Here is a 26,132-nt window from a genome sequence, read left to right on the forward strand (position 1 = left end):
GCCGCTCGGCAGAGCCGGGCGGCCTTCCGCGCGGCACCGCCCGCCCGGTCCCGGGAGCCCGCCGGCACCGGGCCGGGCACGGGCCTCCGGGAAGCGAGAACCGCCACACCTTCGGGGGACTTTCCGACGCGGCGTTCCGCGCGGATCCCTTGCCGGAAGCGGGCAGGAGCACGGGACGGCCCGGGATCCGCGCATCACGAATGCGGCACTTCTGGCCGCTCCGGAGCGGTCGGGCATGGCGTCCGGCGCTTACAGGGCGCATACTCGACCGTAATGAAACAGTCAGCCGGTTCCCGCCGTCACCTGCCTTCCAGTCCCTTCAACCGCCCGGCCCAGGAGGCCCCACCGGTCGAATGCTTCGATGTGGGCGACAGGGTGTCGCACGACCAGTTCGGACTCGGACGGGTCCTCGCTGTCGAGGGCGACAACGACGCAGTGCTCATCGACTTCTCCGGGCGCCAGGGGAGGATCCTGAGCCCGTACTCGAAGCTGACCAAGCTCTGAGGGAGCGCCCGAGCACGCCACGCGTCCCGCCCGAGAGCCTCCGGACCCGGGGCACCTGAAGGGGGAGACCCCCCGCAGGTGCCCCGGATGCCGTTCCGGGGACGGGGCGCGCTACAGGGCCTTCGCGGCGGGCTTCACCATGCCGCGGACGGTCCGGGACTTCACGAACTCACCCATCGCGGTCATCTCCCACTCGCCGGAGAACTGCTTGATCAGCTTGGCCATCATCACACCGGTCTGCGGCTCCGCCCCGGTCAGGTCGAAGCGCACCAGCTCCTCGCCGGTGGCCGCGTCGATGAGCCGGCAGTAGGCCTTGGCGACCTCCGTGAACTTCTGCCCGGTGAAGGAGTTGACCGTGAAGACCAGTCCGGTCGCCTCCGGGGGGATCCGCCCGAGGTCGACGACGATCACCTCGTCGTCACCGGCGCCCTCTCCGGTGAGGTTGTCGCCGGAGTGCTTGATCGCGCCGTCGAGGATGGAGAGCTTGCCGAAGTAGCAGCTGTCCAGGTGGGTGCGGTCGGGGCCGTAGGCGATGACCGAGGCGTCGAGGTCGATGTCCTTGCCGCGGAACGCGGGCTCCCAGCCCAGCCCCATCTTCACCTGCGACAGCAGTGGCCTGCCGCCCTTGACCAGGGACACCGTCTGGTTCTTCTGGAGACTGATCCGGCCCTTGTCGAGGTTGATCTTGCCGGAGCCGGCGGGAGGCGCGGGCGGGGCGGCCGGCGCCGGCGGCGCGATCCGGGGGTCCACGGGAGCGGCCACCGGTGCCGGGGGAGCGACGGGCGGGGCGACGGGGGCCGCCGGTGCGGGCGGCGCGGCAGCGGCGGGCTCCTCCACCGAGACGCCGAAGTCCGTGGCGATCCCGGCCAGGCCGTTCGCGTAGCCCTGGCCCACGGCGCGGGCCTTCCAGGCGCCGTTGCGGAGGTAGATCTCGATGACCAGGAGCGCCGTCTCGCCGCCCAGCTGCGGCGGGGTGAAGGTGGCGAGTGCGCTGCCGTCGTCCGCGTTGCGCACGGTGGCGGTGGGCTCGATGCCCTGGAAGGTCCGGCCCTCGGCGTCGGGGCTCGCCGTGACCACGATCTTCTCGATGCCCGGGGGGACCGCCGTGGTGTCCACGACGATGGCGTCGGGCGCCGACCCGCCGCCCGAGCGGTAGGTCACGCCCGGGCCGGAGGGCTGGTTGTAGAAGATGAAGTCGTCGTCGGAGCGCACCTTGCCGTCGGCGGTGAGCAGCAGGCCCGAGACGTCGAGCCGCACCGGGGCGGCGACGTCCACCGCCACACGGGCGACGGAGAGAGGGATGTTCGAGCCGGGGGTCATTGCGGTCATGCAGGGGGTAACGAACGACCCGGCTTTGCCGTTCCCTTACCTTCGGCGGCGTACTCCGTACGGCCCGCCGCCGCGCGGCGGCCCCCGCGCCGGGGCCGGTCCGGCGTGGTCCGGCGGGGCCGGAGCAGGGACCGCCGGGTCCGGCCGGTCCGTCAGTGCGGCCAGATCGGCGGGTCCGTGACGAAGTGGCCGCCGAGGCGGGCGTGGTCCGGGTTCTCCGGGTCCAGTTCGCCGTGCTCGGCGACGAGCGCCGCGGCGTACGGCTCGGAGTCGTCCTGGGGGGTGTAGCCGAGGGCCCGGGCCGTCGTCAGGTCCCACCAGAGACGGGTGTTGTCGGAGGAGCCGTAGACCACGGTGTGCCCCACGTCCTCGGCGGTGAGGGCCGCGTGGAAGAGGCGGGCTCCGTCGGCGGGGCTCATCCAGACGGACAGCATCCGCACCGAGGTCGGCTCCGCGAAGCAGGAGCCGATGCGCACGGAGACGGTCTCCACGCCGTGCTTGTCCCAGTACAGCTGGGCGAGGTCCTCGCCGAAGGACTTCGACAGGCCGTAGAAGGTGTCGGGGCGGTGCGGGGTGCCGACGGGGATCAGCGGGTCGCCGGGGAGGGGGCGGGGGGTGTAGCCGACGGCGTGGTTGGAGGAGGCGAGGACGACGCGCCCGACACCTTCCTCGCGCACCGCCTCGTAGAGGTGGTACGTGCCCTCGATGTTGGAGCGGAGGATCTTGTCGAACGACGCCTCCAGGGAGATGCCGGCCAGATGGATCACCGCGTCGACGCCCCGCACGGCCTCCCGCAGCGCGGCCCTGTCACCGAGATCGGCGGTGACGGCGTCCGGCTCGCCCTCGACGGGGGCGACGTCGAAGAACCGGAGGTCGTAGCCGTAGGCGGGAAGCAGCCCCCGCATCAGCGTGCCGAGGCCGCCGGCGGCGCCGGTGAGAAGGACGGTGCGGGGAGCTGGCATACGGGATCTCCTCGGTGCGGACGCGGTGCGCGGGGTGCGCGGACGGACGGGGCCGGGCCGCGTGGGGACCGGCGTACGGACGGCGGGGCACGGGTGGCGCGCGGAGGTGGCACGGCCGCCCGGTGCGTCGACTCCCCGACGGCATTCACATGCGTGGACACGCTAAGAAGCGGCGCGGACGGCGTCAAGTGTCCGTCCGCGCCGACCTGTTCACCTCGCGGGTCGGGCAGGTGTCTTGACCGGCGCTGCGCGGCTGGCTAGCGTGGCGACGTTCAGAAATATGGACATCGATCATAATTGTGCACGCCTGGATCTGCTCAGGGAGCGCCCGTGACCTCAGCCCCCCTCGCCGCCCGGCTCACCGAAGCCGCCGGGCCGCTCTTCTTCCCCGTCACCGCCTTCGGGCCGGACGGCGCCGTGGACCTGGACGCCTTCCGCGCGCACGTGCGCGCGGGCGTCGACGCCGGTGCCGCGGCCGTCTTCGCCTGCTGCGGCACCGGCGAGTTCCACGCGCTGACCCCCGAGGAGTTCCGGCTCGTCGTCCGGGCGGCCGTCGAGGAGACCGCGGGCCGGGTGCCCGTCGTCGCCGGTGCCGGCTACGGCACGGCGCTCGCGATCCGGTACGCGGAGCTCGCCGAGGAGGCCGGCGCGGACGGGCTGCTCGCCATGCCGCCCTACCTGGTCGTCGCCGGCCAGCAGGGGCTGCTCGCGCACTACACCGCTCTCGCCGCCGCCACCTCGCTGGAGACCGTGGTCTACCAGCGCGACAACGTGGTCCTCACCCCGGAGACCGTCGTCGCCCTCGCCCGGACCCCCGGGATCATCGGGCTCAAGGACGGTCTCGGCGACCTCGACCTGATGCAGCGCATCGTCAGCGCCGTGCGGACCGCACTGCCCGGCGGGGACTTCCTGTACTTCAACGGGCTGCCCACCGCCGAGCTCACCGGCCTCGCCTACCGCGGCATCGGCGTGACGCTCTACTCCTCCGCCGTCTTCGCCTTCGCCCCGGACATCGCCCTGGCGTTCTACCGGGCGCTGGAGTCCGGCGACGACGGCCTGGCCGGCACGCTCCTGGACCACTTCTACCGGCCGCTCGTCGAACTGCGGGCCAAGGGCCACGGGTACGCCGTGTCCCTCGTGAAGGCCGCCGTACGGCTGGAGGGCCTGGAGGTCGGACCGGTGCGCACCCCGCTCACCGAGCCCCCGGCCGCACACGTCGGGGAACTCGCCTCGATCATCGCGAACGGCCGGGCGGCGCTGGACAAGCACCGTGCGGGGGAGGCCGGGTGAAGGCCGCCGCCTTCCTGTACCCCTGGGACGTCGTGGGGGACCCGGACGCCGCCGCCCGCCTCGCGGACACCGGCGTCCAGCAGGTGACGCTCGCCTCCGCCTACCACTCCACCCGGGCGCTGACCCCGCGCCACCCCGGCCGCCGGATCGTCACCGCGGAGCACGCGGCGGTGCTCTACCCGCCCGACCCGGCCCGCTGGGCGGGGCGCGCGCTGCGCCCCGCCGCGCAGTCCTGGGTGGCGGGGGACGACCCGTACGCCGAAGCGGCCGCGGCCCTGGCCGACGCCGGGCTCCAGGTGCACTCCTGGGTGGTCCTCGCGCACAACTCCCGGATGGGCGCCGAGCATCCGGACACCTCCGTCGTCAACGCCTACGGCGACCGCTACCCCTGGGCCCCGTGCATCGCCCGGCCGGACGTCCGGGCGTACCTGGTGGACCTGGCCGCCGAGGCCGCCGTCCGCCCCGGGACGGCGGGCACCGAGCTGGAGTCGTGCGGCTGGTACGGCTTCGCCCATCTGCACGCCCACGACAAGACCTCCGGGGTCGCCCTCGGGGACGCCGCGCAGTACCTGATGTCCCTCTGCTTCTGCGCCGACTGCCGGGCCGGCTACGGCGCGAGCGGAACGTCCGCCGAGGAGCTGCGGGCCGCCGTGCGCCGCGCCCTGGAGCCGGTCTGGTCCGGGCCCGGCTCCGCCGAGCAGGGCTGGGCCGGGGTGGAGCGGCTGCTCGGCGCCGGCCTCGCCGCCGCCACCCTGCGGTGGCGCCGCCGGGTCGCCCGGGGCCTCCAGGATGCCGCCGTCGCCGCGGTGCGGGCCGCGGCGCCCGGACCCGGCTTCCAGGTCCTGCTGCACGCCGACCCCGCGGCCCACCGCACCGGCGCCAACGTGGGGACCGACCCCGCCCACGTCCTGGCCGCCGCCGACGGAGTCGTGCTGCCGTGCACCGGCGGGGACGCGGCCCGCGAGGCGGTGCTCGGGCCGTTCGCCGGGCTGTCCGGGGTGATGGCCGCGAACTTCAACGTGGTCAGCGGGATGGGCGGCAGCCCCGGCACCCTGGAGCGGGACGCCGCGCACGCCGCCTCGCTCGGCGCGGACCAACTGCGCCTATACCACGCGGGCCTGGCCTCCGGTCCGGACCTGCGGGCCGTCACCGGGGCGCTCTCCGCGATCCGCGGCGGCTGACCCCGGCGCCCCTCCCGGAGCAGGTCCCCGGAGCGGGGCCCCCGGCGCGGGTCCCCGGCCCGCGGGTCGGGGACCCGCGCCGCCGTCGTGCCCGTACGGGAGCGCGCCGGCCGCGCCGTCGCCGGACTTCTTCTGTCAGAAGCGTTGACGAAACATTCCCACCGCTCTAGCTTCATCGCGTCGTACTTCGTACGTCATATATGAGACGCGATACGCGAGATGCGAGAGCTCTGCACCCATGACCTTTGCGCCTGCCCCGATTCCCTCCAGGACCCAGTACGTGCTGGAGGCGGTCAAGCACGCGATCCTCACCGCGCGGCTCAGACCCGGACAGGCGCTCGTGGAGACCGAACTCGCCGCGCAGTTCGGGGTGTCGAAGACACCCGTGCGCGAGGCGCTGAAGACGCTCGCGGGCACCGGGCTCGTGGTGATGAGCCAGTACAAGGGTGCCACCGTACGGCTCGTCGACGCGGCCATGGCCCGGGAGGTGTACGACGTGCGCCTGCTCCTCGAACCGGAGGCGCTGCGCCGCTCCATCACCCGCAGGGCCTCCCTGGAGGCCGCCCAGGAGGCCCTGGAACGCGCCGACTCGGCGGTCGACGAGGCCGACAGGTCGCTCGCCAACCGGGACTTCCACCGGGCGCTCTACCTGCCCTGCGGCAACCCGCTCCTCGCCAGGATGCTCGACGAGATCCGCGACCAGGCCGCACTGGTGTCGACCGTCGCCTGGGCGGCGAACCCGTCCTGGGAGCGCGAGGCGGGCGAGCACCGCGAGATCCTGCGGCTCGCCCTCGCCCGGGACACCGAGGCCTCGGTGGCGGCCCTGCACGACCACATCGCGTCGTTCGTACACCGCGCCTTCCCCGACGACGAAGACGGGGGTGGCACGGCGTGAACCACCGGCCGGACACGTCCCACCGGCACCTCGACGAAAGGCCAGTCCGTATGGACCTCTCCCCGCTGAAGGCGGCCCTCGCCGACGTAGTGGCGATCCCGGTGACCCCGTTCGCCGAGGACGGCACCCTCGACGTCCCGGCGCACCGCGCCCTGCTGCGGCGGCTGCTCGACGGCGGTGTCCGCACCGTCACCCCGAACGGCAACACCGGTGAGTTCTACGCGCTCACCCCCGACGAGCGGCGCACCGTCACCGAGCTGACCGTCGAGGAGGCGCGCGGCCGGGCCACCGTCCTGGTGGGGGTCGGCCACGACGTGCCGACCGCCGTGGCCGCCGCCGAGCACGCCGAGCGGACCGGGGCCGAGATGGTGATGGTGCACCAGCCGGTGCACCCCTACGTCTCGCAGGACGGCTGGGTCGACTACCACCGGGCCGTCGCCGAGGCCGTCCCCGGACTCGGCGTCGTCCCCTACGTCCGTAACCCGCTGCTCGCCGGCGAGCGCCTCGCCGAGCTCGCGGACAGCTGCCCCAACGTGATCGGCGTGAAGTACGCCGTCCCGGACGCCGCCCGCTTCGCCGCGTTCGCCAGGGACGCCGGCCTGGAACGCTTCGTGTGGGTCGCCGGGCTCGCCGAGCTCCACGCGCCCTCCTACTTCGCCACCGGCGCCACCGGCTTCACCTCCGGACTCGTCAACGTCGCCCCCGGCGTCTCGCTCGCCATGCTGGAGGCCCTGCGGGCGGGCGACTACCTCGCCGCGATGAAGGTCTGGGAGCGGATCCGGCGCTTCGAGGACCTGCGCGCCGACCGGCAGTCCGCCGACAACGTGACGGTCGTCAAGGAGGCCCTGGCCTCGCTCGGACTGTGCCGCCGCGACGTGCGCGCGCCGAGCCGGGTGCTGCCCGAGGAGCGGCGTGCCGAGGTCGCCGGCCTGGTCGCCGGGTGGGCGATATGAGCGCCCCCGGCACCGGGGACCGCCGCATCGCCCCCGAGGAGCTGCGCAGCCACCAGTGGTACGGCACGGACGGGCTCCGCTCGTTCAGCCACCGCGCCCGCACCCGGCAGCTCGGCTACCTCCCCGAGGAGCACCTGGGCAAGCCGGTCGTCGCGATCCTCAACACCTGGTCCGACATCAACCCCTGCCACGTGCACCTGCGCGACCGCGCCCAGGCGGTCAAGCGGGGCGTCTGGCAGGCGGGCGGCTTCCCCCTGGAGTTCCCGGTCTCCACGCTGTCGGAGACCTTCCAGAAGCCCACCCCGATGCTCTACCGCAACATGCTGGCCATGGAGACGGAGGAGCTGCTGCGCTCCTACCCCGTCGACGGCGCCGTGCTGCTCGGCGGCTGCGACAAGTCGACGCCCGCGCTCCTCATGGGCGCCGCCTCCGTCGACCTGCCCACGGTCTTCGTGCCCGCCGGACCGATGCTGCCGGGCCACTGGCGCAACGAGGTCCTGGGCTCCGGCACGGACATGTGGAAGTACTGGGACGACAAGCGGGCCGGCCTGATCGGCGACTGCGAGATGGCCGAGCTGGAGAGCGGGCTCGCCCGCTCGCCCGGCCACTGCATGACGATGGGCACCGCCTCGACCCTGACGGCCGCCGCGGAGGCGCTCGGCGTCACGGTGCCCGGTGCCTCGTCCGTCCCGGCCGTCGACTCCGGCCACGACCGGATGGCCGCGCAGTCCGGGATCCGGATCGTCGACCTGGTGTGGCGGCAGCGGAAGCTGTCGGAGATCCTCACGGCGGACGCCTACCAGGACGCCGTCGCCACCGTCCTCGCGCTGGGCGGCTCCACCAACGCCGTGATCCACCTGATCGCGATGGCGGGCCGCTCCGGGGTGAAGCTCACCCTGGACGACTTCGACCGCATCGCCCGCACCGTGCCCGTCCTCGCCAACCTCCGTCCCGGCGGGAAGTACCTGATGGAGGACTTCCACTTCGCCGGGGGGCTGCCCGGCTTCCTCTCCCGGCTCACCGACGTGCTCCACCTGGACCGGCCCACCGTCACGCACCGCACCCTGCGCGAACAGCTCGACGGGGCGCTCGTCCACGACCCCGACGTCATCCGGGAGCGCCACGACCCGCTGGCCGAGGAGGGCGGTGTGGCGGTCCTGCGCGGCAACCTCTGCCCGGACGGCGCCGTCATCAAGCACATCGCCGCCGAACCCCGCCTGCTGCGCCACACCGGACCCGCGGTCGTCTTCGACGACTACCGGCAGATGCAGCGCACCATCAACGACCCGGCCCTGGCCCTCACCCCGGACCATGTGCTGGTGCTCCGCAACGCCGGCCCCAAGGGCGGCCCCGGCATGCCCGAGTACGGCATGCTGCCGATCCCGGACTACCTGCTGAAGCAGGGCGTGCGCGACATGGTGCGGATCTCCGACGCCCGGATGAGCGGCACCAGTTACGGGGCCTGCGTCCTGCACGTCGCCCCCGAGTCGTTCGTCGGCGGACCGCTCGCGCTGGTCCGCACCGGCGACCGGATCACCCTGGATGTCGAGGCGCGGCTGCTCCACCTCGACGTGCCCGACGAGGAGCTGGCACGGCGCAGGTCCGCGTGGACCGAACCGCCCGCCCGCTACGGACGCGGCTACGGGGCGCTCTACCAGGACCAGATCACCCAGGCCGACACCGGCTGCGACTTCACCTTCCTCGCCCGCCCGGGAGAGGTGCCCGACCCGTACGCCGGCTGAACCGGGCGGAGGGACCCCCTGCGCACCGTCTCGTCCGGGATACCGAACGCCATGCGGTAAGCGCTTGCACCACGCACCGGAAGCACGGCACATCCAGCACTTCCCAGAGATCGGAGACGCGTCATGGCCCCATCCGCAGCCGTGGCCACACCGCCCCCCGAGGGCAAGGCGTCCAAGCGCCGCCCGGCCGCTCCCCGCCGCCTGCCGTATCTGCTGATCGCGCCCGCGGGCCTGCTGATGCTGGGCTTCATCGCCTATCCGGTGGTCAGCGTCTTCTACTACAGCCTGCAGCACTACAACGTCACCAAGCCGTGGCGGAACGGCTTCGCGGGCCTCGACAACTTCACCCGGATCTTCACCGAGGACGAGCAGTTCTGGCCGACGCTCGGCTTCAGCGCCCAGTGGGTCCTCACCCAGGTCACCCTCCAGCTCGCCCTGGGTCTCGCCCTCGCCCTGATCGTCAACCAGACCTTCGTCGGCCGGGGCGTGTCCCGCGCCATGGTCTTCTCGCCCTGGGCCGTCTCCGGCGTCCTGACCAGCACCATCTGGATCCTGCTCTACAACTCCTCGACCGGCTTCAGCCGCTACCTCGCGGACGCCGGGATCGGGGAGTACGGCACCTCGGTGCTCTCCGACACCGGGACCGTCTTCTGGGCCGCGACCGTCGCCGAACTCTGGCGCGGGGTCCCCTTCTTCGCCATCCTCATCCTCGCCGACCTCCAGTCCGTCTCCAAGGAGCTGTACGAGGCGGCGTCGGTGGACGGCGCGGGCCGGCTGCGCCAGTTCTTCCACATCACGCTCCCGCACCTGCGCGACGCGATCATCCTGGCCACCCTGCTGCGCGGGGTCTGGGAGTTCAACAACGTCGACCTGCTCTACACCCTCACCGGCGGCGGACCGGCGGGCGAGACCACCACCCTCCCGCTGTACGTCGCCAACACGGGCATCGAGGGCCACGACTTCGGATACGCCTCCGCGCTCACCACCGTCGCCTTCGTGATCCTCCTCTTCTGCTCGATCGTCTATCTGCGCCTGAGCAAGTTCGGAGGGGACGGCAAATGACCGCCGCACTCGTGGAGAAGAAGGACGCCCGCACACCGGGCCCGTTCCGGGGCGGCGACGCCCCGCCGCCCCCCTCGCGCTGCCGCGCCGGGCGCGAGCGCGCCTTCGACGACGTACCGCGCTGGCAGATCTACCTGCCGCTCGGCCTCTACCTGCTCTTCACGCTCGTCCCGTTCTACTGGATGTTCCTCTTCGCCGTCCGGCCCGCCGGCTCCACGTCGCTGGTGCCCTGGCCGATGACGGGGGCCCACTTCTCCAAGGTGTGGAACGAGCGCAGCTTCGCCCTCTTCTTCCAGAACAGCATGATCGTCGGTGTCGCGACGCTGATCGCCACGACCCTGGTCGCGCTCGCCGGCGGTTACGCCCTGGCCCGCTTCGACTTCCGGATCAAGGGCGCCTTCATGCTGGCGCTGCTCTGCTCGCAGTTCATCCCGGGCGCCCTGATGCTCGTACCGCTCTTCGAGATCTTCAAGAACCTCCAGATGATCAACTCCCTGGGCAGCGTCGTCATCGCGGAGACCGTCTTCCAACTGCCCCTGTCGATCATCCTGATCAGCGGGTTCATCAAGAACGTGCCGGTCTCCCTGGAGGAGGCCGCCTGGGTGGACGGCTGCTCGCGCTTCAAGGCCTTCTGCGCCGTGGTCCTGCCGCTGCTGCGCCCCGGCCTCATCGCGGTCGGCTCGTTCGCCTTCGTCCACAGCTGGAACCACTTCCTGTTCGCGCTGATGTTCCTCAGCCAGCAGGACAAGCAGACGATCCCGGTCGGCCTCAACACCCTGATCGGCGCCGACAGCGTCGACCTCGGCGCGCTGGCGGCGGGCGGGGTGATCGCCGCACTGCCCGTGGTGATCGTCTTCGCCTTCATCCAGAAGTGGCTCATCACCGGCTTCAGCGCCGGAGCCGTGAAGGGATGACGGACATGACCCGGACGGTCCGCCGCGCCGCCTCCGCGGCCCGCACCGCCGTCGGCCGGACCCGGGCGGGGAGGGCAGGCCGATGACCGCGACCACCCCCGTGCCCCTGGTCCTGGCCGGCGCCCGCGGCCACGGCCGCTGGCACCTCGCCAACATCCGCAGGCTCGAGCACCAGGGCCTGGTCCGGCTCGCCGGGATCTGCGAGCTGGACCCGCTGACCGACGCCGAGCTCGGCCCGCGGACCGGCCGGAGCCCCGAGCAGTCCCCTGACTTCGGGGCCCTGCTGGACTCCACCGGCGCACGCGTCGCCGTGATCTGCACCCCCATCCCGACGCACACCCCGCTGGCCCTGACGGCGGCCTCCCGGGGCGTGCACCTGCTCCTGGAGAAACCGCCCGCCGCGACCTGGGCCGACCACGCCCGCCTGGCCGACGGGGTCGGGGAGGCGGGCGTCGCCTGCCAGATCGGCTTCCAGTCCCTCGGCTCCCACGCCGTGGCCGCGGTCAAGGAGCTCATGGGCGCGGGGGCGATCGGCACCGTCCGGGGCGTCGGCGCCGCCGGCGCCTGGGTCCGCGACGACGCCTACTTCCGGCGGGCCCCCTGGGCCGGGCGCCGCCGGATGAACGGCACCGACGTGGTCGACGGGGTGCTCACCAACCCGCTCGCCCACGCCGTGGCCACCGCACTCGAACTCGCCGGCCGGGCGACCGCCGCGGACGTGACGTCCGTCGAGACCGAGCTGTTCCGGGCCCACGACATCGAGTCCGACGACACCAGCTGCGTCCGGATCACCACCACCGGCGGCATGCCGGTCACCGCGGCCGTCACCCTGTGCGCCGAGGAGGCCGGCGAGCCGTACGTCGTCGTGCACGGCGACCGGGGCCGCATCACCTTCTGGTACAAGCAGGACCGGGTCCTCGTGCAGCGCGCCGGACACGGCCCCGAGGAGGCCGTGCACGGGCGGACCGACCTCCTGGAGAACCTCGTCGGCCACCTGGAGCACGGCACCCCGCTCCTCGTCCCGCCGGAGCGCACCGGCGCCTTCATGCGGGTCCTGGAGGCCGTGCGCACCGCCCCCGAGCCCACCGCGCTGCCCCCCGACAGCTGGCACACCAGGCCCGCCGACCGGGGCGACGGCGTACGGCGCGTGGTGCACGGCATCGACGGCACCGTCGCCGCCTCGGCCGACACCCTCACCCTCTTCTCCGAACTAGGCGCCTCCTGGGCGCGCCCCAGCGAGGTGAGCACCCCATGACCAGCGCAGTCCTCAGCTGCTCCGGACGCCCCGTCGGCCGCTACGGCAGCCGGCCCGGCACGGACAGCCGCCCCTACCTCCACCCCGTCACCACCCTCGCCGGCACCCCCGTCACCGAGGAGCGCCCGGCCGACCACCTCCACCACCTGGGCGTCTCCGTCGCGGTGCCCGACGTGGCCGGCCACAACTTCTGGGGCGGGCGCACCTTCGTCCGCGGCCGTGGCCCCACCGAGCTCGACAACCACGGCACGCAGCGCCACCTCGGCTGGAAGCTCCGCGACCCGGACGGTTTCGTGGAGGAACTCAGCTGGGAGGCCGCCGGCACCGAACTGCTGCGCGAGCACCGCACCGTCGCCGCCACCGGCCTCTCGGACACCGCCTGGGCGCTGGACCTCTCCTTCTCGCTCACCAACCGCGGCGGCAGGGACCTCTCCCTCGGCAGCCCGGCCACCAACGGCCGCCCCGGCGCCGGATACGGCGGCTTCTTCTGGCGCGCCCCCAAGGAGGCCGCGCCGCCCGCCGTGTTCAGCGGCACGCTCGAGGGCGAGGAGGCCGTGCACGGCAGGACCGCCGACTGGCTGGCCCTCGCCGGGGACGGCTGGACGCTGGTCTTCGCCGGCGCGACCGAGGAGACCCGCCGCGACCCCTGGTTCGTCCGGGCCGCCGCCTACCCGGGGGTCGGGTCCTCCCTGGCCGCCGACCGCCGGCTGCCCGTCGCCGCCGGGGCCACCGTCGTGCGCCGGATCGTCACGGTCGTCGCCGACGGGCGGCTCGGCCGGGACGCGGCGGCGGCCCACGTCCGCAGGGCGGTCGCCGCATGACGGCGCCCTGGAGACCCGACCTCGGGGACGGCACCTACCGCAACCCGGTCCTGAACGCCGACTGGTCCGACCCGGACGTCGTCCGCGTCGGGGACGATCACTACCTCACCGCGTCCAGCTTCGGCCGTTCCCCCGGACTGCCCCTGCTGCACTCCCGCGACCTCGTCAACTGGTCCCTCGTCGGCCACGCCCTCGACCGCCTCGTCCCCGAGGCCGACTTCGCGGTGCCCCGGCACGACCGCGGGGTGTGGGCGCCCTCGCTGCGCCACCACGCCGGCCGCTTCTGGATCTTCTGGGGCGACCCCGACCACGGCATCCAGCAGGTCAACGCCGAGGACGTACGCGGCCCCTGGAGCGCCCCGCACCTGGTGAAGGCGGGCAAGGGCCTGATCGACCCCTGTCCCCTGTGGGACGAGGAGACCGGCGAGGCCTACCTGGTGCACGCCTGGGCCAAGTCCCGCTCCGGGATCAAGAACCGCCTCACCGGCCACCGGATGAGCCCCGACGGCCGCGCGCTCCTCGACGAGGGCAGGATCCTCGTGGACGCCGACACGCTCCCGGGCTGGTTCACCCTGGAGGGCCCCAAGCTCCACCGGCACGACGGCCACTTCTGGATCTTCGCCCCCGCCGGGGGAGTGGAGACCGGCTGGCAGGGCGCCTTCCGCTCCCGGACGTTCGAGGGCCCCTACGAGGAGCGCGTCGTCCTCGCCCAGGGCGGCACCGACGTCAACGGCCCCCACCAGGGCGGCTGGGTCCGCACCGCCGCGGGGGAGGACTGGTTCCTGCACTTCCAGGCCCGCGGGGCGTACGGCCGGGTGGTGCACCTCCAGCCGATGCGCTGGGAGGACGGCTGGCCGGTCATCGGCGACCGGGGCGAGCCCGTCCCCGGGCACCGGCTCCCGAAGGCCGCGGAGCGGACCGCCGGAGCCCCGGCCTCCGGCGACGACTTCCCCGGCGGCCGCCACGGCCGCCAGTGGCAGTGGACGGCGAACCCGCGGCCCGGCTGGACGGTCCGGCACGCGGGCGACGGCCTGCGCCTCAGCTGCGTACGGACCGCGTACGCGCACGATCTGCGCGCCCTGCCCAACGTCCTGGTGCAGCGGCTGCCCGCCGAGGAGTTCACCGTCGAGGTGGGCGTCACGCTGGACACCGCCGAGCCCGGCGCCAAGGCCGGTCTCGCCGTCCTCGGGGACGCCTTCGCGTGGATCGGCCTGGAGGCCGGCGCGGACGGCGGGACCCGGCTCGTCCACCGGTACGCCGAGTCCGTGGCCGAGCACGAGCGGGACGCCGAGCACCCCCGTCCCGCACCGGGGGCGTCCGTCCGCGTCCGGATCGAGGTCACCCGGGGCGCCCGCTGCCGCTTCTCCGCCGACACCGGTGACGGCACCGGCTTCCGGGCGTCCGGCCAGGTGTTCGCCGCCACCCCCTGGCGCTGGGTCGGCGCGCTGCTCGGCCTCTTCGCCACCGCCCCGGAGGGCGACGCGCCCTCCGGAACGGCCGGCTTCACCGCTTTCCGCACCACCGGACGACCGCGCAGCAGCTGACCCGCACCGCCGTAGGGAGCCGCAATGACGCACCTCCGTACCGAGCGCACCGGAGCGGCACGGCCGGCCACGGCCCCCGCCTCCCTTCTTGTCATGCCCGCATCCGAGGAGCCGTCGGCGGCCACCGGGGGACCCGGCCCGCCGCGGACCGGCGGCGGGCCCCGCACCCCTGCCGGGGCCGGCGCCCGCGATCCGGCCGGCCCGCACCGGGCACGCCACCGGTCCTCCCCCCACGCACCCGTACACATCCGAGAGAGAAGAGCCGACATGAACATCTCGAAGACGTTCCGGGCACGTGCCGCGAGCGCGGTGTCCCTCACGGCGGTCCTGGCCCTCGGGGCCACCGCCTGCGGTGACGACGGCAGCGGCTCGGGCACGGAGGGCAGCGGCAAGGGCGAGATCACCTTCTGGGACAACAACGGCGGTCCGCGCACCGCCGTCTGGACCGAGATCATCGAGGACTTCGAGAAGGAGAACCCGGACATCCGGGTGACGTACGTCCCGATCCCGATCGCCGACGTCCAGTCCAAGTACGACACGGCCATCGCCGGCGGCGGGCTGCCCGACGTGGGCGGCGTCGGCACCGCGTACCTCGCCAACATGGTGTCCCAGGAGGCCCTGGAGCCGATCGGCGAGCGGCTGGAGGGCTCCGCGCTCAAGGGCAAGCTCGTCGAGAGCATGGTCGAGAGCGTCAGATCCGCGGCCGGCCGGGGCGACGACCTGTACACCGTGCCGACCTCCGCCAACAACGGCGCGCTCTGGTACCGCACCGACCTGTTCGAGCAGGCCGGCCTGGAGCCGCCGACCACCTGGCCCGCGTTCTACGAGGCCGCCGAGAAGCTCACCGACGCCAAGAACAACAAGTTCGGCTACACCATCCGCGGCGGCGCGGGCTCCATCGCCCAGGCCCTCGACGCGATCTACGGCCAGAGCGGCATCACCGAGTTCTGGGACGGCGACAAGACCACCCTGAACGACCCGCGGAACGTCGCCGCGCTGGAGAAGTACGCCGCCCTCTTCCGGACGACGACACCGGCCGCCGACGTCAACAACGACTTCACCAAGATGGTCGCCCAGTGGGACACCGGCACCATCGGGATGCTCAGCCACAACCTGGGCTCCTACCAGGACCACCTGAAGGCGCTGGGTGAGGACAAGTTCGCCGGGATCCCCGCCCCCATCGGTGAGGGCGGCACCCGCGTCCAGGTCTCCAACCCCGTCGACGGACTCGGCCTCTTCCGGTCGGGCAAGAACAAGAACGCGGCCTGGAAGTTCATCGAGTTCGCCGCCTCGCACGCGTCGAACAGCAAGTGGAACGAGTCCGCGGGCGCCATCCCGGCCAACACCGAGGCGGCCCGGGACCCGTGGATCTCCGCGACCGAACCGACCGCGCTCGCCGCCGAGGCCCTCACCGACGGCTCCACCGAGATCGTCGACCTGCCGTACTACCTGCCCGACTGGAACAACATCAGCAAGGCCGACAACGAGCCCGGGTTCCAGAAGCTGCTCCTCGGAAAGACCACGGCCCGGGCCTTCCTCGACACGCTGGCCGAGGAGCTGAACGCCGCCCAGAAGGAGTGGAAGGAACTGGGCAACGGCTGACCCGGCCCCACCCCGATGACCGGGGGGCCGGCGGCGGTCCGGGTCGCACCCCGCCGCCGGTCCCCCTCCCGCCCGGCACCTCCCGGGCGTCTCCCGAGCACCTCCCGCGTACGACAGTTGAGGATCCGCCATGCCCGCACGCATGAGACACGTCCGCGCCCTCGCCGTGGCCACGGGCGCCGCCTCGCTCGCCCTCGCCGTGAGCGTCCCCGCCCAGGCCGGCACCCGCCCCGGCACGGGCATCGAGCGCTCCGTGCTCCCCGCCGGTGACGGCTGGGCCTCCGCCGACGGCTCCACCACGGGCGGGGCCGGCGCCGCCCCGGAGCACGTGTACACCGTCACCGACCGGGCGGAGCTCATCGCCGCCTTCGAGGAGGCGGGGGACGCGCCCAAGATCGTCAGGATCGCCGGCACCGTCCACGGCAACGCCGACGCCGCCGGCACCCCGATCGGCTGTGAGGCCTACCAGCAGGACGGCTACACCCTGGAGAAGTACCTCGCCGCCTACGACCCCGCGGTCTGGGGCACCGACGAGGTCCCGTCCGGCCCGCTGGAGGACGCCCGCGTCGCGTCCGCGAAGCGGCAGGCGGCGGCCGTCAACGTCGAGGTGCCGTCCAACACCACGCTCGTCGGCGTCGGCCGGGACGCCACGGTCGTCGGCGCCGGCCTCCAGGTGAAGAACGTCTCGAACGTCATCGTCCGCAACATCTCCTTCGAGGACACCTACGACTGCTTCCCCCAGTGGGACCCCACCGACGGCGACACCGGCCACTGGAACTCCGAGTACGACAACCTCGTCGTGTACGGCTCCACCCACGTCTGGGTGGACCACAACACCTTCAGCGACGGGGACCGCCCCGACGCGGAGCAGCCCCGCTACTTCGGTGAGCTGTACCAGCAGCACGACGGGCTCTTCGACATCGTGCGCGGTGCGGACCTCGTCACCGTCTCGTGGAACGTCCTCAAGGACCACGACAAGACGATGCTGATCGGCAACAGCGACGGCGCCGGAGCCACCGACCGCGGCCGCCTCCGCGTCACGCTGCACCACAACCTGTTCCAGGACGTCAACGAGCGTGCGCCGCGCGTCCGCTTCGGCCAGGTCGACTCCTACAACAACCACTTCGTCGCCACCACCGGCAGCGTCTACGGCTACAGCTACGGCATCGGGGCCGAGTCGAAGCTGGTCGCCGAGTCCAACGCGTTCACCCTCGGATCCGGATTCGACCGGGCGAGGATCCTGAAAAAGTGGTCCGAGTCCTCGCTCACGGCGGAGAACAACTACGTCAACGGGCGGAAGACCGACCTGATCGCCGTGCACAACGCGGGCGTCCCCGCCGAGCGGCTCACCGAGGGTGCCGGCTGGACCCCGACCCTGCGCACCGGGGTCAGCCACCCGCTCGTCGTCCCGTTCCTGGTGGGCCTCGGAGCGGGAGCCGGCAAGCCGCTGGTCCGCTGACCCGCCCCGCCCGCCGGCGGGCGGGGGTGCGGACACCACGGTGTCCGCACCCCCGCACCGCTGCCTCTCCCGCACCGCACGGCCCTCGGGGCTGTTCCCTCGGGCCCCGCGGGCGGGACGGGCCGGCCCTCAGTCGTAGCTGAGGTCCGAGGCGGTGTAGCGGCAGTACGTGCCGTCCGGGCCGCTGCCCGTCTCCGTCGGCTCGGCACCGGTGCTGTTGCCGGTGTAGCGGACGCACGGCTTGATCTTCTTGCTGCTGTCGCCGTGGACCCGCACCGAGCGCAGCGCGGCGGTGTCCCCGTAGTTGGTGTTGATGCCGACCAGGGCCTTGCCCGGCGACGTGACGTCGACGTCGTTCACGATGATCTCGCGTTTGTACTGCTTGGAGCAGTTGCCGCAGGACCGGACCAGCTTGCCGAAGTCCGCCACCTGGAACTTCGTGACGACCAGCTTGCCCGCGCCGTTGAACTGGAAGACCTTGTCGGAGGCCTTCCTGGCGCCGCCGCCGTACACCGTGTACACGGAGCCCGTCGACGTGCCCTTGAAGGACGCGGCGTCCTCGCCGACGTCCTCCCACCAGACGTTCTGGAGCGTGCAGCTGCCGGAGCAGTGCACGCCGTCGGCGGCGGGGGAGCCCAGGATGACGTTCTTGAGCGTGGCTCCGTCGGCCAGCTTGAAGAGGGGGTCCTGGCCCTCCTCCTGACCGCCGCCGCCGAGGTCGCCGCTGCCGTAGAAGCGCTTCAACGACCCGTCGTACGTCCCCGAGACCGGGATGGTCGAGGAGACGGCCTGGGTGCCGGTGGCACCCGGCCATGCGGGGACGGCCGCCGTCGCGGCTCCCGCCGGCCGGAGCATCGCGTCGGTGGCCAGAGCGCCGCCGGTGAGGGCCAGCGCCGCGGTGAGGGCGGCGGCCGTACGGCGCTTGCCGGCGGGCCTGCGCCGGTGGGTGTGCGCGCGTTCGCTCATGTCGTGGTCCCGTTTCCGTAGGGGGTGAGGGGCTGTCGCGCTCCTGGGTCGTCACCGCCCCGGAAAGGGTTGCCGCGTTCCGGTTCCGTTCTTCCGCACCGGGTGCCGGGCCGGCCTCCGTGCCCGGTCGCCGCGTCGCAGGTCCTCGTCCCTCACCGCCGTCCTCCGGCGCGCTGCCCGGCCGCCGCCACCTGGGCCCGTGCCGCCGTCTCGGGGCCCAGCAGCCGCTGGAGTTCCGTGACCCCGCGCGAGGTCTGGCTCTTGACCGTACCCACCGAGATCCCCAGGACCAGGGCGGTGTCGCGTTCGGACAGGTCGAAGGCGTGCCGCAGCACCACGCACGCGCGCTTGCGGAACGGCAGTCGGCGCAGGGCCCCTTGGACGTCCACCACGGCCGACACGTCGGGTCCGTCCGCCGCACCGCCGTCCCCGGTGCCGCGAGGCGCCCAGAACAGGGCGATCCTCCGGCGCTCCCGTACCGCGCTGCGGATGCGGGTCCGCGCCAGGTTCGCGACGACCCCCCGGGCGTACGCCACCGGGTGGTCCGCTTCCCTCACCCGGTCCCAGCGGTGCCACAGCGCCATGAGCGCGTCCGAGGCAAGGTCGTCCGCCGCGTCGGCCTCGCCCGTCAGGAGCCGGGCGAGCCGGGCGAGTTCGGCGTAGTGCGCCTCGAAGAACGCACGGAACTCGGCGGCATCATCCACGCCTGTGCCCACGGCTACCTCTTCCCTGCACGAGGATCCCGGCGCGCTCGCACGGGCCGGGTACGTGCGCGGCCCCGCGAGCGGGGCCGGGGACGTACCGCAGGGCACCCCGGAAGCGCTTCGACAGTGTGCGCCTCCCAGTAAGGCGCAACACGCCGAAAACCTGAACCCCCCGTACCGGACGAAGGAACGAGAGGCCGGAACCCGTCGGGGGCGGACGGCCGTCCCGTCACCGCCGCCCCTGACCGGGCGGCGGTGACGGGCGGAGACGGCTCAGCGCTTCAGCGCCGCCTTCATCATCTTCTGCGCGATCGGCGCCGCCAGGCCGTTGCCGCTGACCTCGGAACGCGCCGCCCCCGAGTCCTCGACGACCACCGCGACCGCGACCTGCTTGCCGGTGGAGTCGTCCTTGGCGTACGAGGTGAACCAGGCGTACGGGGTGTTGCCGTTGTCCACGCCGTTCTGCGCCGTCCCCGTCTTGCCGCCGACCTCGGCGCCGTCGATCCGCGCGTTGCCGCCGGTCCCCTGCTCGACGACGGTGACCATCGCGCTGCGCAGCTGCTGCGCCGTCGACTCCTTCACGACCCGCCGGGTGGCGCCGTCCGGGAACTCCTGGAGGGTGGAGCCGTCGGAATCGGTCACCTTGGAGACCATGTGCGGCGAGGCCAGCTCACCGCCGTCGGCGAGGGCCGCCGACACCATGGCCATCTGCATCGGGGTCGCGGTCACCTCGAACTGCCCGATGCCGGTGAGCGCGGTCTGCGCCTGGTCCATGCCGGTCGGGTACACGCTCTGCGAGGCCCGCACCGGCACGTCGAGCTCCTTCGTGTCGAAGCCGAAGGCGTCCGCCATCGCCTTCACCTTGTCCTGGCCCAGATCGGCCGCGACCTTCGCGAAGACGTTGTTGCAGGAGTACTGGAGGGCGGTGCGCAGCGTGGCGTTCTCGCAGGGCGCCGCGGGGTTCTCGTTGGACAGCACGGTGCTCGTGTGCGGCAGGGTGTACGGGTCGGGGCTGTCGGTGGGCTCGTCGACCGAGCCGTACAGGCCGTCCTCCAGCGCCGCCGACGCCACCACCAGCTTGAACGTCGAGCCGGGCGGAAGGGGCTGCCGCAGCGCCCGGTTGACCAGCGGCTTGCTCGGGTCGTCGAGCAGCTTCTGCCAGGCGTCGCCGTCCCCGGTCCCGCTGATGGCGGAGGGGTCGTACGACGGCGAGGAGACCATCCCCAGGATCCGGCCTGACTCCGGGTCCATCGCGACCGCCGCGCCCCGGTCGTCGCCGAGCGCCTCGTAGGCCGCCTTCTGCACGCCGGGGTCGATGGTCGTCAGCACGTCGCCGGGATCGGTCCGCACCCCGGTGAGCGCGTCGGCCGGGTTCTTCAGCCGGTCGTCCGTGCCGTCGAGGACGTCGCCGTAGATCCCTTCGAGCTGGGTGGCGCCGTACGCCTGCGAGCTGTAGCCGGTGACCGCCGCGTACAGCTCGCCCTGGGTGTAGGTGCGCTTGTAGCGGAGATCGTCGCCGTCCGTCTCCTTCGAACCGGTGACCGGGGAACCGGCCACGATGATGTCCCCGAGCGGCTGCGCGTACTGCGCGATGGTGTTCCGCCGGTTGTGTGCGTCGTCTGCGAGCGCCCGTGCCTCGTACGCCTGGACCCAGGTCGCCCGCACCAGCAGGGCGAGGACCATGAGCAGACAGAAGACGGAGGCGCGCCTGATCGTCTTGTTCATCCCGCTGGGGGACGAACGGGGGCGCCGGAGACGTTCCCGTTCGTGTTCCTTCTCACCGGTTTCTCACCGTGCGGGGGCGGGTGTCCCGGACCGTCCCCGGGTGCCTCCGGCCGTCGTCGGGCGCCGTCCGGACCGTCCCCGGCCGCCCGGCGGACCCAGCCCGGGCGGCCCGCCGGGCGCTCAGAGCCGGCGGGTGGCGAGCGTGAGCCGGTCGCGGGCGTCGAACAGGGCGTCCTTGACCATCTGCTCGTGCGCGGGCGTGAGCCGGGCCACCGGGACCGAGCAGCTGACCGCGTCGCGCGCGGGGGTGCGGTACGGGACGGCGACGCCGAAGCAGCGCAGCCCGAGGGTGTTCTCCTCGCGGTCCACCGCGTACCCCTGCTCGCGGACCGCGTGCAGCTCCTCGATCAGCTTCTCGCGGTCGGTGAGGGTGTGCTCGGTCAGCGCCGGCAGTGTCGCGGGCAGCATCGCGCGGACCTGCTCGTCGCTGTGGGTCGCGAGCAGGGCCTTGCCGAGCGAGGTGGAGTGCGCGGGCAGCCGGCGGCCGACCCGGGTGAAGGGGCGCAGGTAGTGCTGGGACTGCCGGGTGGCGAGGTACACCACGTTCGTCCCGTCCAGCCGGGCGAGGTGGATGGTCTCCGTGGTGTCGTCGGAGAGCCGGTCCAGGGTGGGGCGGGCGGCGGCGACGACCTCGTCGCCGTCGATGTACGAGGTGCCGACCAGCAGGGCCCGTACGCCGATCCCGTAGCGCGTGCCCGTGGCGTCGGTCTCCACCCAGCCGAGCTCCACGAGGGTGCGCAGCAGCATGTAGAGGCTGGACTTGGGGTAGCCGACGGCTTCCTGCACGGCGGCCAGCGAGTGCATACCGGGTCGCCCCGCGAAGTACTCCAGGAGTTCCACCGTCCGTACAGCGGACTTGACCTGCGCCCCACCGGACTCGCCAACCGACATCGCTGATGCCCCTTCCAGCCCTCTCGTGCGCCCCGGTGACTTCTTGCCAACACCGCGCGCCCGGAAATAGAGTTCCTGTGTATTCACGATCAGGAACGCTGTTCAGAATACCGAACAACTTCTCCTGTGTGGCAGTGGACCGGAAGGAAACACGGTGGCAGCAGCACCAGTCTGGAGCGTCGACCCCCGGACGGGGAACCCGCGTGAGCAGGTGGCGGTGGAGGCCACGGCGGAGGAGGTCGACCGTGCGGTCCGGTCGGCGCACGCCGCCCGGGGCGCCCTGGCCGACCGCACCGTGCGCGCCGCCTTCCTGCGCACCGCGGCCGACCTGCTCACCGAGGCCCGGGACCACGTCATCGAGGCCGCCGACGCGGAGACCGCGCTCGGCCCCGCCCGGCTGACCGGCGAACTCGCGCGCACCGCTGCCCAGTTGCGTGCCTTCGCGGAGGTCGTCGACGAGGGCGCCTACCTCGACGTGCACATCGACCACGAGGACGGCAGCCGGACCCCGCCCTGGCCCGACCTGCGCCGCTACAAGATCCCGCTCGGTGTCGTCGCCGTCTACGCCGCCAGCAACTTCCCGCTCGCGTTCTCCGTCCCCGGCGGCGACACCGCGAGCGCGCTGGCCGCGGGCTGCCCCGTCGTCGTCAAGGCGCACCCCGACCACCCGGCGACCTCGGAGATCTGCGCCTCGCTGCTGCGCCGGGCCGCGGCGCGGCACGGACTGCCCGAGGACGTCCTCACCGTGGTCCACGGCTTCGACGCGGGGGTCGGGCTGGTGAAGCACCCGCTCGTCTCCGCCGCCGGTTTCACCGGTTCGGTCCGCGGCGGCCGTGCCCTGTTCGACGCGGCGGCCGCCCGGCCCACGCCCATCCCCTTCCACGGCGAGCTCGGGTCGCTCAACCCCGTCGTCGTCACCGAGGCCGCCGCCACCGAGCGCGCCGAGCAGATCGGCGCCGGCCTCGGCGGCTCGATGACCATGGGCGCCGGGCAGTTCTGCACCAAGCCCGGCTTCGTGTTCGCGCCGTCCGGCGAGGCGGGCGACCAGCTGCTGAAGTCGCTGACCGAGACGGTGAGCGGGACGGGCGCCGGGGTCATGCTCGACCACCGGATGCGCGACGCCTTCGTCGAGGGGGTGGCCGAACGGGCCGCGCTCCCCGACGTCGACGCCCCGGTCACCCCCGGCGCGGGCGGCGAGCACACCGTCTCCGCCGGCTTCCTCACCGTGCCGGCCCGGCACCTGGCCCAGGAGGGCCCGCACGACGCGCTGCTGGAGGAGTGCTTCGGCCCGGTCACCGTCGTGGCCCGCTACGACTCCGCGGACGAGATCACCGCCGTGCTGTCACGGCTGCCCGGCAACCTCACCGCCACCCTCCAGATCGCGACGGAGGAGGCCGACGGCAGCGCCGCCGGGCTCCTGGCCGAACTCACGCCGGTGGCCGGCCGCGTCCTGGTCAACGGCTGGCCGACCGGTGTCGCGGTCGCTCCCGCGCAGCACCACGGCGGCCCGTACCCCGCCACCACCTCCACCTCCACCTCGGTCGGCGCCACCGCCATCGAGCGCTGGCTGCGCCCGGTCAGCTACCAGTCGACGCCCGAGGCGCTGCTGCCGCCGGAGCTCCGCGAGGACAACCCGCAGCACCTCCCGCGCCGGGTCGACGGACGCCGGGCATGACGGCGCTGCGGATCGACGAACTCCCCTTCCCCCTGGAGCCGTTCGGGCCGGACGGTGGATGGGCGTACGAAGGGGGCGCGCTGACCGGTTCGGCCGGCCCGAAGCAGGACCGCTTCGTCGCCCCGGGAGGCGACGCGGAGGCATCGCCCTCCGACGCCCCGCGCCTGCTGGGCGCGGTGCCCGAGGGCGACTTCCAGCTGATCGCGCGGGTGAAGGTCGGTTTCGCCGCCGCCTTCGACGCGGGAGTGCTCTACCTGCACGTCGGCGAGCGGGAGTGGGCGAAGCTCTGCCTGGAGCTGTCCCCGGAGCGCCCGACCGTCTGCACGGTCGTCACCCGGGGGCGGTCCGACGACGTCAACTCGGCCGTGGTGGACGGGGACAGCCACTGGCTGCGCCTGACCCGCACCGGCTCCGCCTTCGCCTTCCACGCCTCGGAGGACGGTGAACGCTGGACCTTCGTCCGCGTGTTCACCCTCGGCACCGAGGAGGAGCGGGCGGCCGTCCGGGTCGGCTTCCTCGTCCAGTCGCCGACCGGCGAGGGCTGCACGGCGGTCTTCGACCGGATCGCCTACCGCCGCACCGCGCCGGAGGACCTGCGCGACGGCAGCTGACCGAACCCCGCGCCCGACGTGCCGAGGGCCCGGATCCGGGTGGATCCGGGCCCTCGGCACGTCCCGCTCCTGCTGGCGCGTCCTGGTCCGGCGCACCCCGATCGCGCCCGCCCGTGCGTCCTGGTCCGGCGCGCCGCGGCGCGTCCCGGCCCGCACGTCGCGCCCCGGCACGTCCCGTCGCGGCCGGCCCGCCCCGGTGCGGGACGCGTGCGCGGGCCGAATCCGCGGTGTTCGCCCGGCGTTCACCCGTGCGTCATCCGGAATCCTCCGACAATCAACCCGCGTTTCTCACGTCTTCCTCATGCGCCCTTGATTCGGTGTCTCCGTGCCGGCCGGTCCGGCACGGAGACACAAGGAGGCGCAGGGTGTCGCGACCCGACATGGCTGCATCCCCCGGGGCCCGGGACGGCGACGCCCCGGCCCGGGGGGACGAGCAGCCGCTGCACGTGGCGAGCAGACTGCACGCGTTCAACCGGTTCGAGCTGAAGTACCTGGTGCCCGTGGAGGAGGCTGCCGCGATCCGGGACGAGCTCGGCGAGCGGATGGACCGGGACCCGCACAGCCCGGTGGGCGGGTACGGGGTCTGGAGCCTGTACTACGACAGCCCGGAACTGCGCTTCTACTGGGAGAAGATCGAGGGCCTCAAGTTCCGGCGCAAGCTGCGGATCCGGCACTACGGAGACCTCGACGGCGTGACCGACGCGTCCCCGGTGTGCGTGGAGATCAAGCAGCGGGTGAACCGGGTGACGCAGAAGCGGCGCATCACCCTTCCGTACGCCGCCGCCCGGACCCTCTGCGGCGGGCGGGAGGCGGTCGAGCACACGCCGGGGGAGAGCGCCTTCGTCCAGGAGGTGCAGGATCTCGTCGTCCGGCTGAACCTCCGGCCGGCCGTGATCACCGGCTACCAGCGCGAGGCGCTGGTCGGCCGTGCCTCCGACACGGGGCTGCGGGTCACCTTCGACCGCCGGATCCGGGGCCGGGACCGCGACTTCCACTTCGGGACCACCACCCCGGAGAACCGCTTCACCGTCCCGCCGCACATGGCGGTGATGGAGATCAAGGTCAACGAGCGCACCCCGCACTGGATCACCGACCTGGCCGCGCGCCGGAATCTCCACCTGGTGCGGATCAGCAAGTACGTGCAGTCCGTCGAGGCCTTCGGCCTGGCACCCAGGTCGGTCTTCCACGTCCACGAGGCGGACTGTCCGCCGCCCACCCCCCACACCCGGCTGCCGCAGGGGCAGCCGGCGGCGCACGCGCCGGTGAGAGCAGGAGCACAGTGAACTTCGATCTGCAGGAACTCAGCGGGACGTTCAGCGTCGCCGACGTGGTCGCCGCGATGGCGCTGTCGTTCGTCCTGAGCACGATGATCGGCTACACCTACCGGTACACGCACCGCAACGTCTCCTACAGCCAGTCATACGTCCAGACGCTGGTCATCGTCGGCATGATCGTCGCGCTGATCATGCTCGTGGTCGGCTCGAACCTGGCGCGGGCGTTCTCCCTGGTCGGCGCCTTGTCCGTGGTCCGGTTCAGGAACGCCGTGAAGGAGACGCGGGACGTCGGCTTCATCTTCCTGGCGATGGCCATCGGCATGGCGTGCGGCGCCCGCTTCTACACCCTGGCCGCCGTCGGCGCGGTCGTGATCTGCGTCGTGACCCTCGTGATGTTCAAGTTCAACTGGTTCGCCCTGAACGTCCAGCGACAGGTCGTCAAGGTGCAGGTCCCCGCGGGCGAGGACTACACACCCGCCATCCGGGACGTGCTGATCGCGTACACCAGCGAGTTCGAGCTGGTCAGCACGGAGACGATCCGCGGCGGAGCCCTCAACGAGGTCTTCTACACCGTGCGGATGAAGAAGGGCACCGAACCCGGCGACCTCGTCACCGCCCTGCAGGAGCGCACCTCCGGGCAGCGGGTGACGGTGCTCACCGGTTACGACTCGACCGACCTGTGAGGAGCGGCGGCACGACGCCGGTCCGCCGGC

Annotated in this window: 23 protein-coding genes; 17 read left to right on the plus strand and 6 right to left on the minus strand. The window is 73.0% G+C overall.

From position 1 onward, the window contains the following. Nucleotides 1-273: 273 nt before the first annotated feature. Nucleotides 274-504: a hypothetical protein gene (locus ABZ172_RS27375; RefSeq protein ID WP_356736297.1), complete on the plus strand. Its 231-nt coding sequence runs from the start codon at nucleotides 274-276 to the stop codon at nucleotides 502-504. A 111-nt stretch (nucleotides 505-615) separates the two neighbouring features. Here ABZ172_RS27375 and ABZ172_RS27380 read toward each other — a convergent pair whose 3' ends face one another. Next, a complete protein-coding gene (locus ABZ172_RS27380; RefSeq protein WP_356887551.1) occupies nucleotides 616-1,833 on the minus strand; it encodes a TerD family protein in 1,218 nt (405 codons plus the stop codon). 152 nt (nucleotides 1,834-1,985) lie between these two features. Continuing rightward, a complete protein-coding gene (locus ABZ172_RS27385) occupies nucleotides 1,986-2,795 on the minus strand; it encodes an NAD(P)-dependent oxidoreductase (RefSeq protein ID WP_356887553.1) in 810 nt (269 codons plus the stop codon). Nucleotides 2,796-3,125: 330 nt separating this feature from the next. On the opposite strand from ABZ172_RS27385, the gene ABZ172_RS27390 reads away from it, so the two are divergent. From ABZ172_RS27390 to ABZ172_RS27445, 12 genes are all read left to right on the plus strand, one after another. Then, a complete protein-coding gene (locus tag ABZ172_RS27390; RefSeq protein ID WP_356887555.1) occupies nucleotides 3,126-4,085 on the plus strand; it encodes a 5-dehydro-4-deoxyglucarate dehydratase in 960 nt (319 codons plus the stop codon). Beyond that, complete coding sequence (locus ABZ172_RS27395) at nucleotides 4,082-5,266, plus strand: hypothetical protein (protein WP_356887557.1); 1,185 nt, start codon at nucleotides 4,082-4,084, stop codon at nucleotides 5,264-5,266. Before ABZ172_RS27390 ends, ABZ172_RS27395 begins: the two co-directional genes overlap by 4 nt. A gap of 238 nt (nucleotides 5,267-5,504) precedes the next feature. Continuing rightward, on the plus strand, nucleotides 5,505-6,161 hold the full coding sequence (locus ABZ172_RS27400; RefSeq protein WP_356887559.1) for a GntR family transcriptional regulator: 657 nt from the start codon (nucleotides 5,505-5,507) through the stop codon (nucleotides 6,159-6,161). Between the two features lie 50 nt (nucleotides 6,162-6,211). Then, the gene (locus ABZ172_RS27405) at nucleotides 6,212-7,114 is read left to right on the plus strand and encodes a dihydrodipicolinate synthase family protein (protein WP_356887561.1); all 903 of its coding nucleotides are present in this window, start codon (nucleotides 6,212-6,214) and stop codon (nucleotides 7,112-7,114) included. Next, nucleotides 7,111-8,856: an L-arabinonate dehydratase gene (gene araD, locus ABZ172_RS27410; RefSeq protein WP_356887563.1), complete on the plus strand. Its 1,746-nt coding sequence runs from the start codon at nucleotides 7,111-7,113 to the stop codon at nucleotides 8,854-8,856. Before ABZ172_RS27405 ends, araD begins: the two co-directional genes overlap by 4 nt. Before the next feature lie 123 nt (nucleotides 8,857-8,979). Then, nucleotides 8,980-9,918 carry a sugar ABC transporter permease gene (locus tag ABZ172_RS27415; protein ID WP_356887565.1) on the plus strand — a complete coding sequence of 313 codons (939 nt, stop codon included), beginning with the start codon at nucleotides 8,980-8,982 and terminating at the stop codon, nucleotides 9,916-9,918. Continuing rightward, nucleotides 9,915-10,832: a carbohydrate ABC transporter permease gene (locus tag ABZ172_RS27420; RefSeq protein WP_356887567.1), complete on the plus strand. Its 918-nt coding sequence runs from the start codon at nucleotides 9,915-9,917 to the stop codon at nucleotides 10,830-10,832. The genes ABZ172_RS27415 and ABZ172_RS27420 overlap by 4 nt, the downstream gene beginning before the upstream one ends. Nucleotides 10,833-10,914: 82 nt before the next feature. Beyond that, a complete protein-coding gene (locus ABZ172_RS27425) occupies nucleotides 10,915-12,087 on the plus strand; it encodes a Gfo/Idh/MocA family oxidoreductase (protein WP_356887569.1) in 1,173 nt (390 codons plus the stop codon). Continuing rightward, nucleotides 12,084-12,908, plus strand: a complete 825-nt coding sequence (locus tag ABZ172_RS27430; RefSeq protein WP_356887571.1) for a PmoA family protein — start codon at nucleotides 12,084-12,086, stop codon at nucleotides 12,906-12,908. The genes ABZ172_RS27425 and ABZ172_RS27430 overlap by 4 nt, the downstream gene beginning before the upstream one ends. Then, nucleotides 12,905-14,452 carry a family 43 glycosylhydrolase gene (locus ABZ172_RS27435; RefSeq protein WP_356887573.1) on the plus strand — a complete coding sequence of 516 codons (1,548 nt, stop codon included), beginning with the start codon at nucleotides 12,905-12,907 and terminating at the stop codon, nucleotides 14,450-14,452. Before ABZ172_RS27430 ends, ABZ172_RS27435 begins: the two co-directional genes overlap by 4 nt. A gap of 267 nt (nucleotides 14,453-14,719) precedes the next feature. Continuing rightward, entirely contained in the window at nucleotides 14,720-16,054 is a 1,335-nt protein-coding gene (locus ABZ172_RS27440; protein WP_356887575.1) for a sugar ABC transporter substrate-binding protein, read from the plus strand. Nucleotides 16,055-16,184: 130 nt separating this feature from the next. Continuing rightward, the gene (locus ABZ172_RS27445) at nucleotides 16,185-17,513 is read left to right on the plus strand and encodes a polysaccharide lyase family 1 protein (RefSeq protein WP_356887577.1); all 1,329 of its coding nucleotides are present in this window, start codon (nucleotides 16,185-16,187) and stop codon (nucleotides 17,511-17,513) included. Nucleotides 17,514-17,642: 129 nt separating this feature from the next. Here the strand turns inward: ABZ172_RS27445 and ABZ172_RS27450 are convergent, their stop codons facing one another. From ABZ172_RS27450 to ABZ172_RS27465, 4 genes are all read right to left on the minus strand, one after another. Continuing rightward, the gene (locus ABZ172_RS27450; RefSeq protein WP_356887579.1) at nucleotides 17,643-18,479 is read right to left on the minus strand and encodes a pectate lyase; all 837 of its coding nucleotides are present in this window, start codon (nucleotides 18,477-18,479) and stop codon (nucleotides 17,643-17,645) included. Between the two features lie 152 nt (nucleotides 18,480-18,631). Continuing rightward, the gene (locus ABZ172_RS27455; RefSeq protein WP_356887581.1) at nucleotides 18,632-19,195 is read right to left on the minus strand and encodes a SigE family RNA polymerase sigma factor; all 564 of its coding nucleotides are present in this window, start codon (nucleotides 19,193-19,195) and stop codon (nucleotides 18,632-18,634) included. A gap of 261 nt (nucleotides 19,196-19,456) precedes the next feature. Continuing rightward, complete coding sequence (locus tag ABZ172_RS27460) at nucleotides 19,457-20,908, minus strand: penicillin-binding transpeptidase domain-containing protein (protein WP_356887583.1); 1,452 nt, start codon at nucleotides 20,906-20,908, stop codon at nucleotides 19,457-19,459. A 180-nt stretch (nucleotides 20,909-21,088) separates the two neighbouring features. Further along, the gene (locus ABZ172_RS27465; RefSeq protein ID WP_356887585.1) at nucleotides 21,089-21,859 is read right to left on the minus strand and encodes an IclR family transcriptional regulator; all 771 of its coding nucleotides are present in this window, start codon (nucleotides 21,857-21,859) and stop codon (nucleotides 21,089-21,091) included. Between the two features lie 154 nt (nucleotides 21,860-22,013). On the opposite strand from ABZ172_RS27465, the gene ABZ172_RS27470 reads away from it, so the two are divergent. From ABZ172_RS27470 to ABZ172_RS27485, 4 genes are all read left to right on the plus strand, one after another. Continuing rightward, nucleotides 22,014-23,534 carry an aldehyde dehydrogenase (NADP(+)) gene (locus tag ABZ172_RS27470; RefSeq protein ID WP_356887587.1) on the plus strand — a complete coding sequence of 507 codons (1,521 nt, stop codon included), beginning with the start codon at nucleotides 22,014-22,016 and terminating at the stop codon, nucleotides 23,532-23,534. Further along, nucleotides 23,531-24,145, plus strand: a complete 615-nt coding sequence (locus tag ABZ172_RS27475; RefSeq protein ID WP_356887589.1) for a DUF1349 domain-containing protein — start codon at nucleotides 23,531-23,533, stop codon at nucleotides 24,143-24,145. Before ABZ172_RS27470 ends, ABZ172_RS27475 begins: the two co-directional genes overlap by 4 nt. A 380-nt stretch (nucleotides 24,146-24,525) precedes the next feature. After that, on the plus strand, nucleotides 24,526-25,428 hold the full coding sequence (locus tag ABZ172_RS27480; protein WP_356887591.1) for a polyphosphate polymerase domain-containing protein: 903 nt from the start codon (nucleotides 24,526-24,528) through the stop codon (nucleotides 25,426-25,428). Continuing rightward, the gene (locus ABZ172_RS27485; protein ID WP_356887593.1) at nucleotides 25,425-26,102 is read left to right on the plus strand and encodes a DUF4956 domain-containing protein; all 678 of its coding nucleotides are present in this window, start codon (nucleotides 25,425-25,427) and stop codon (nucleotides 26,100-26,102) included. The genes ABZ172_RS27480 and ABZ172_RS27485 overlap by 4 nt, the downstream gene beginning before the upstream one ends. The last annotated feature ends 30 nt before the right edge of the window (nucleotides 26,103-26,132 follow it).

The sequence above is a fragment of the Streptomyces sp. NPDC006296 genome, from assembly GCF_040613235.1.
In the GTDB taxonomy this organism is placed as follows: Bacteria; Actinomycetota; Actinomycetes; order Streptomycetales; family Streptomycetaceae; genus Streptomyces.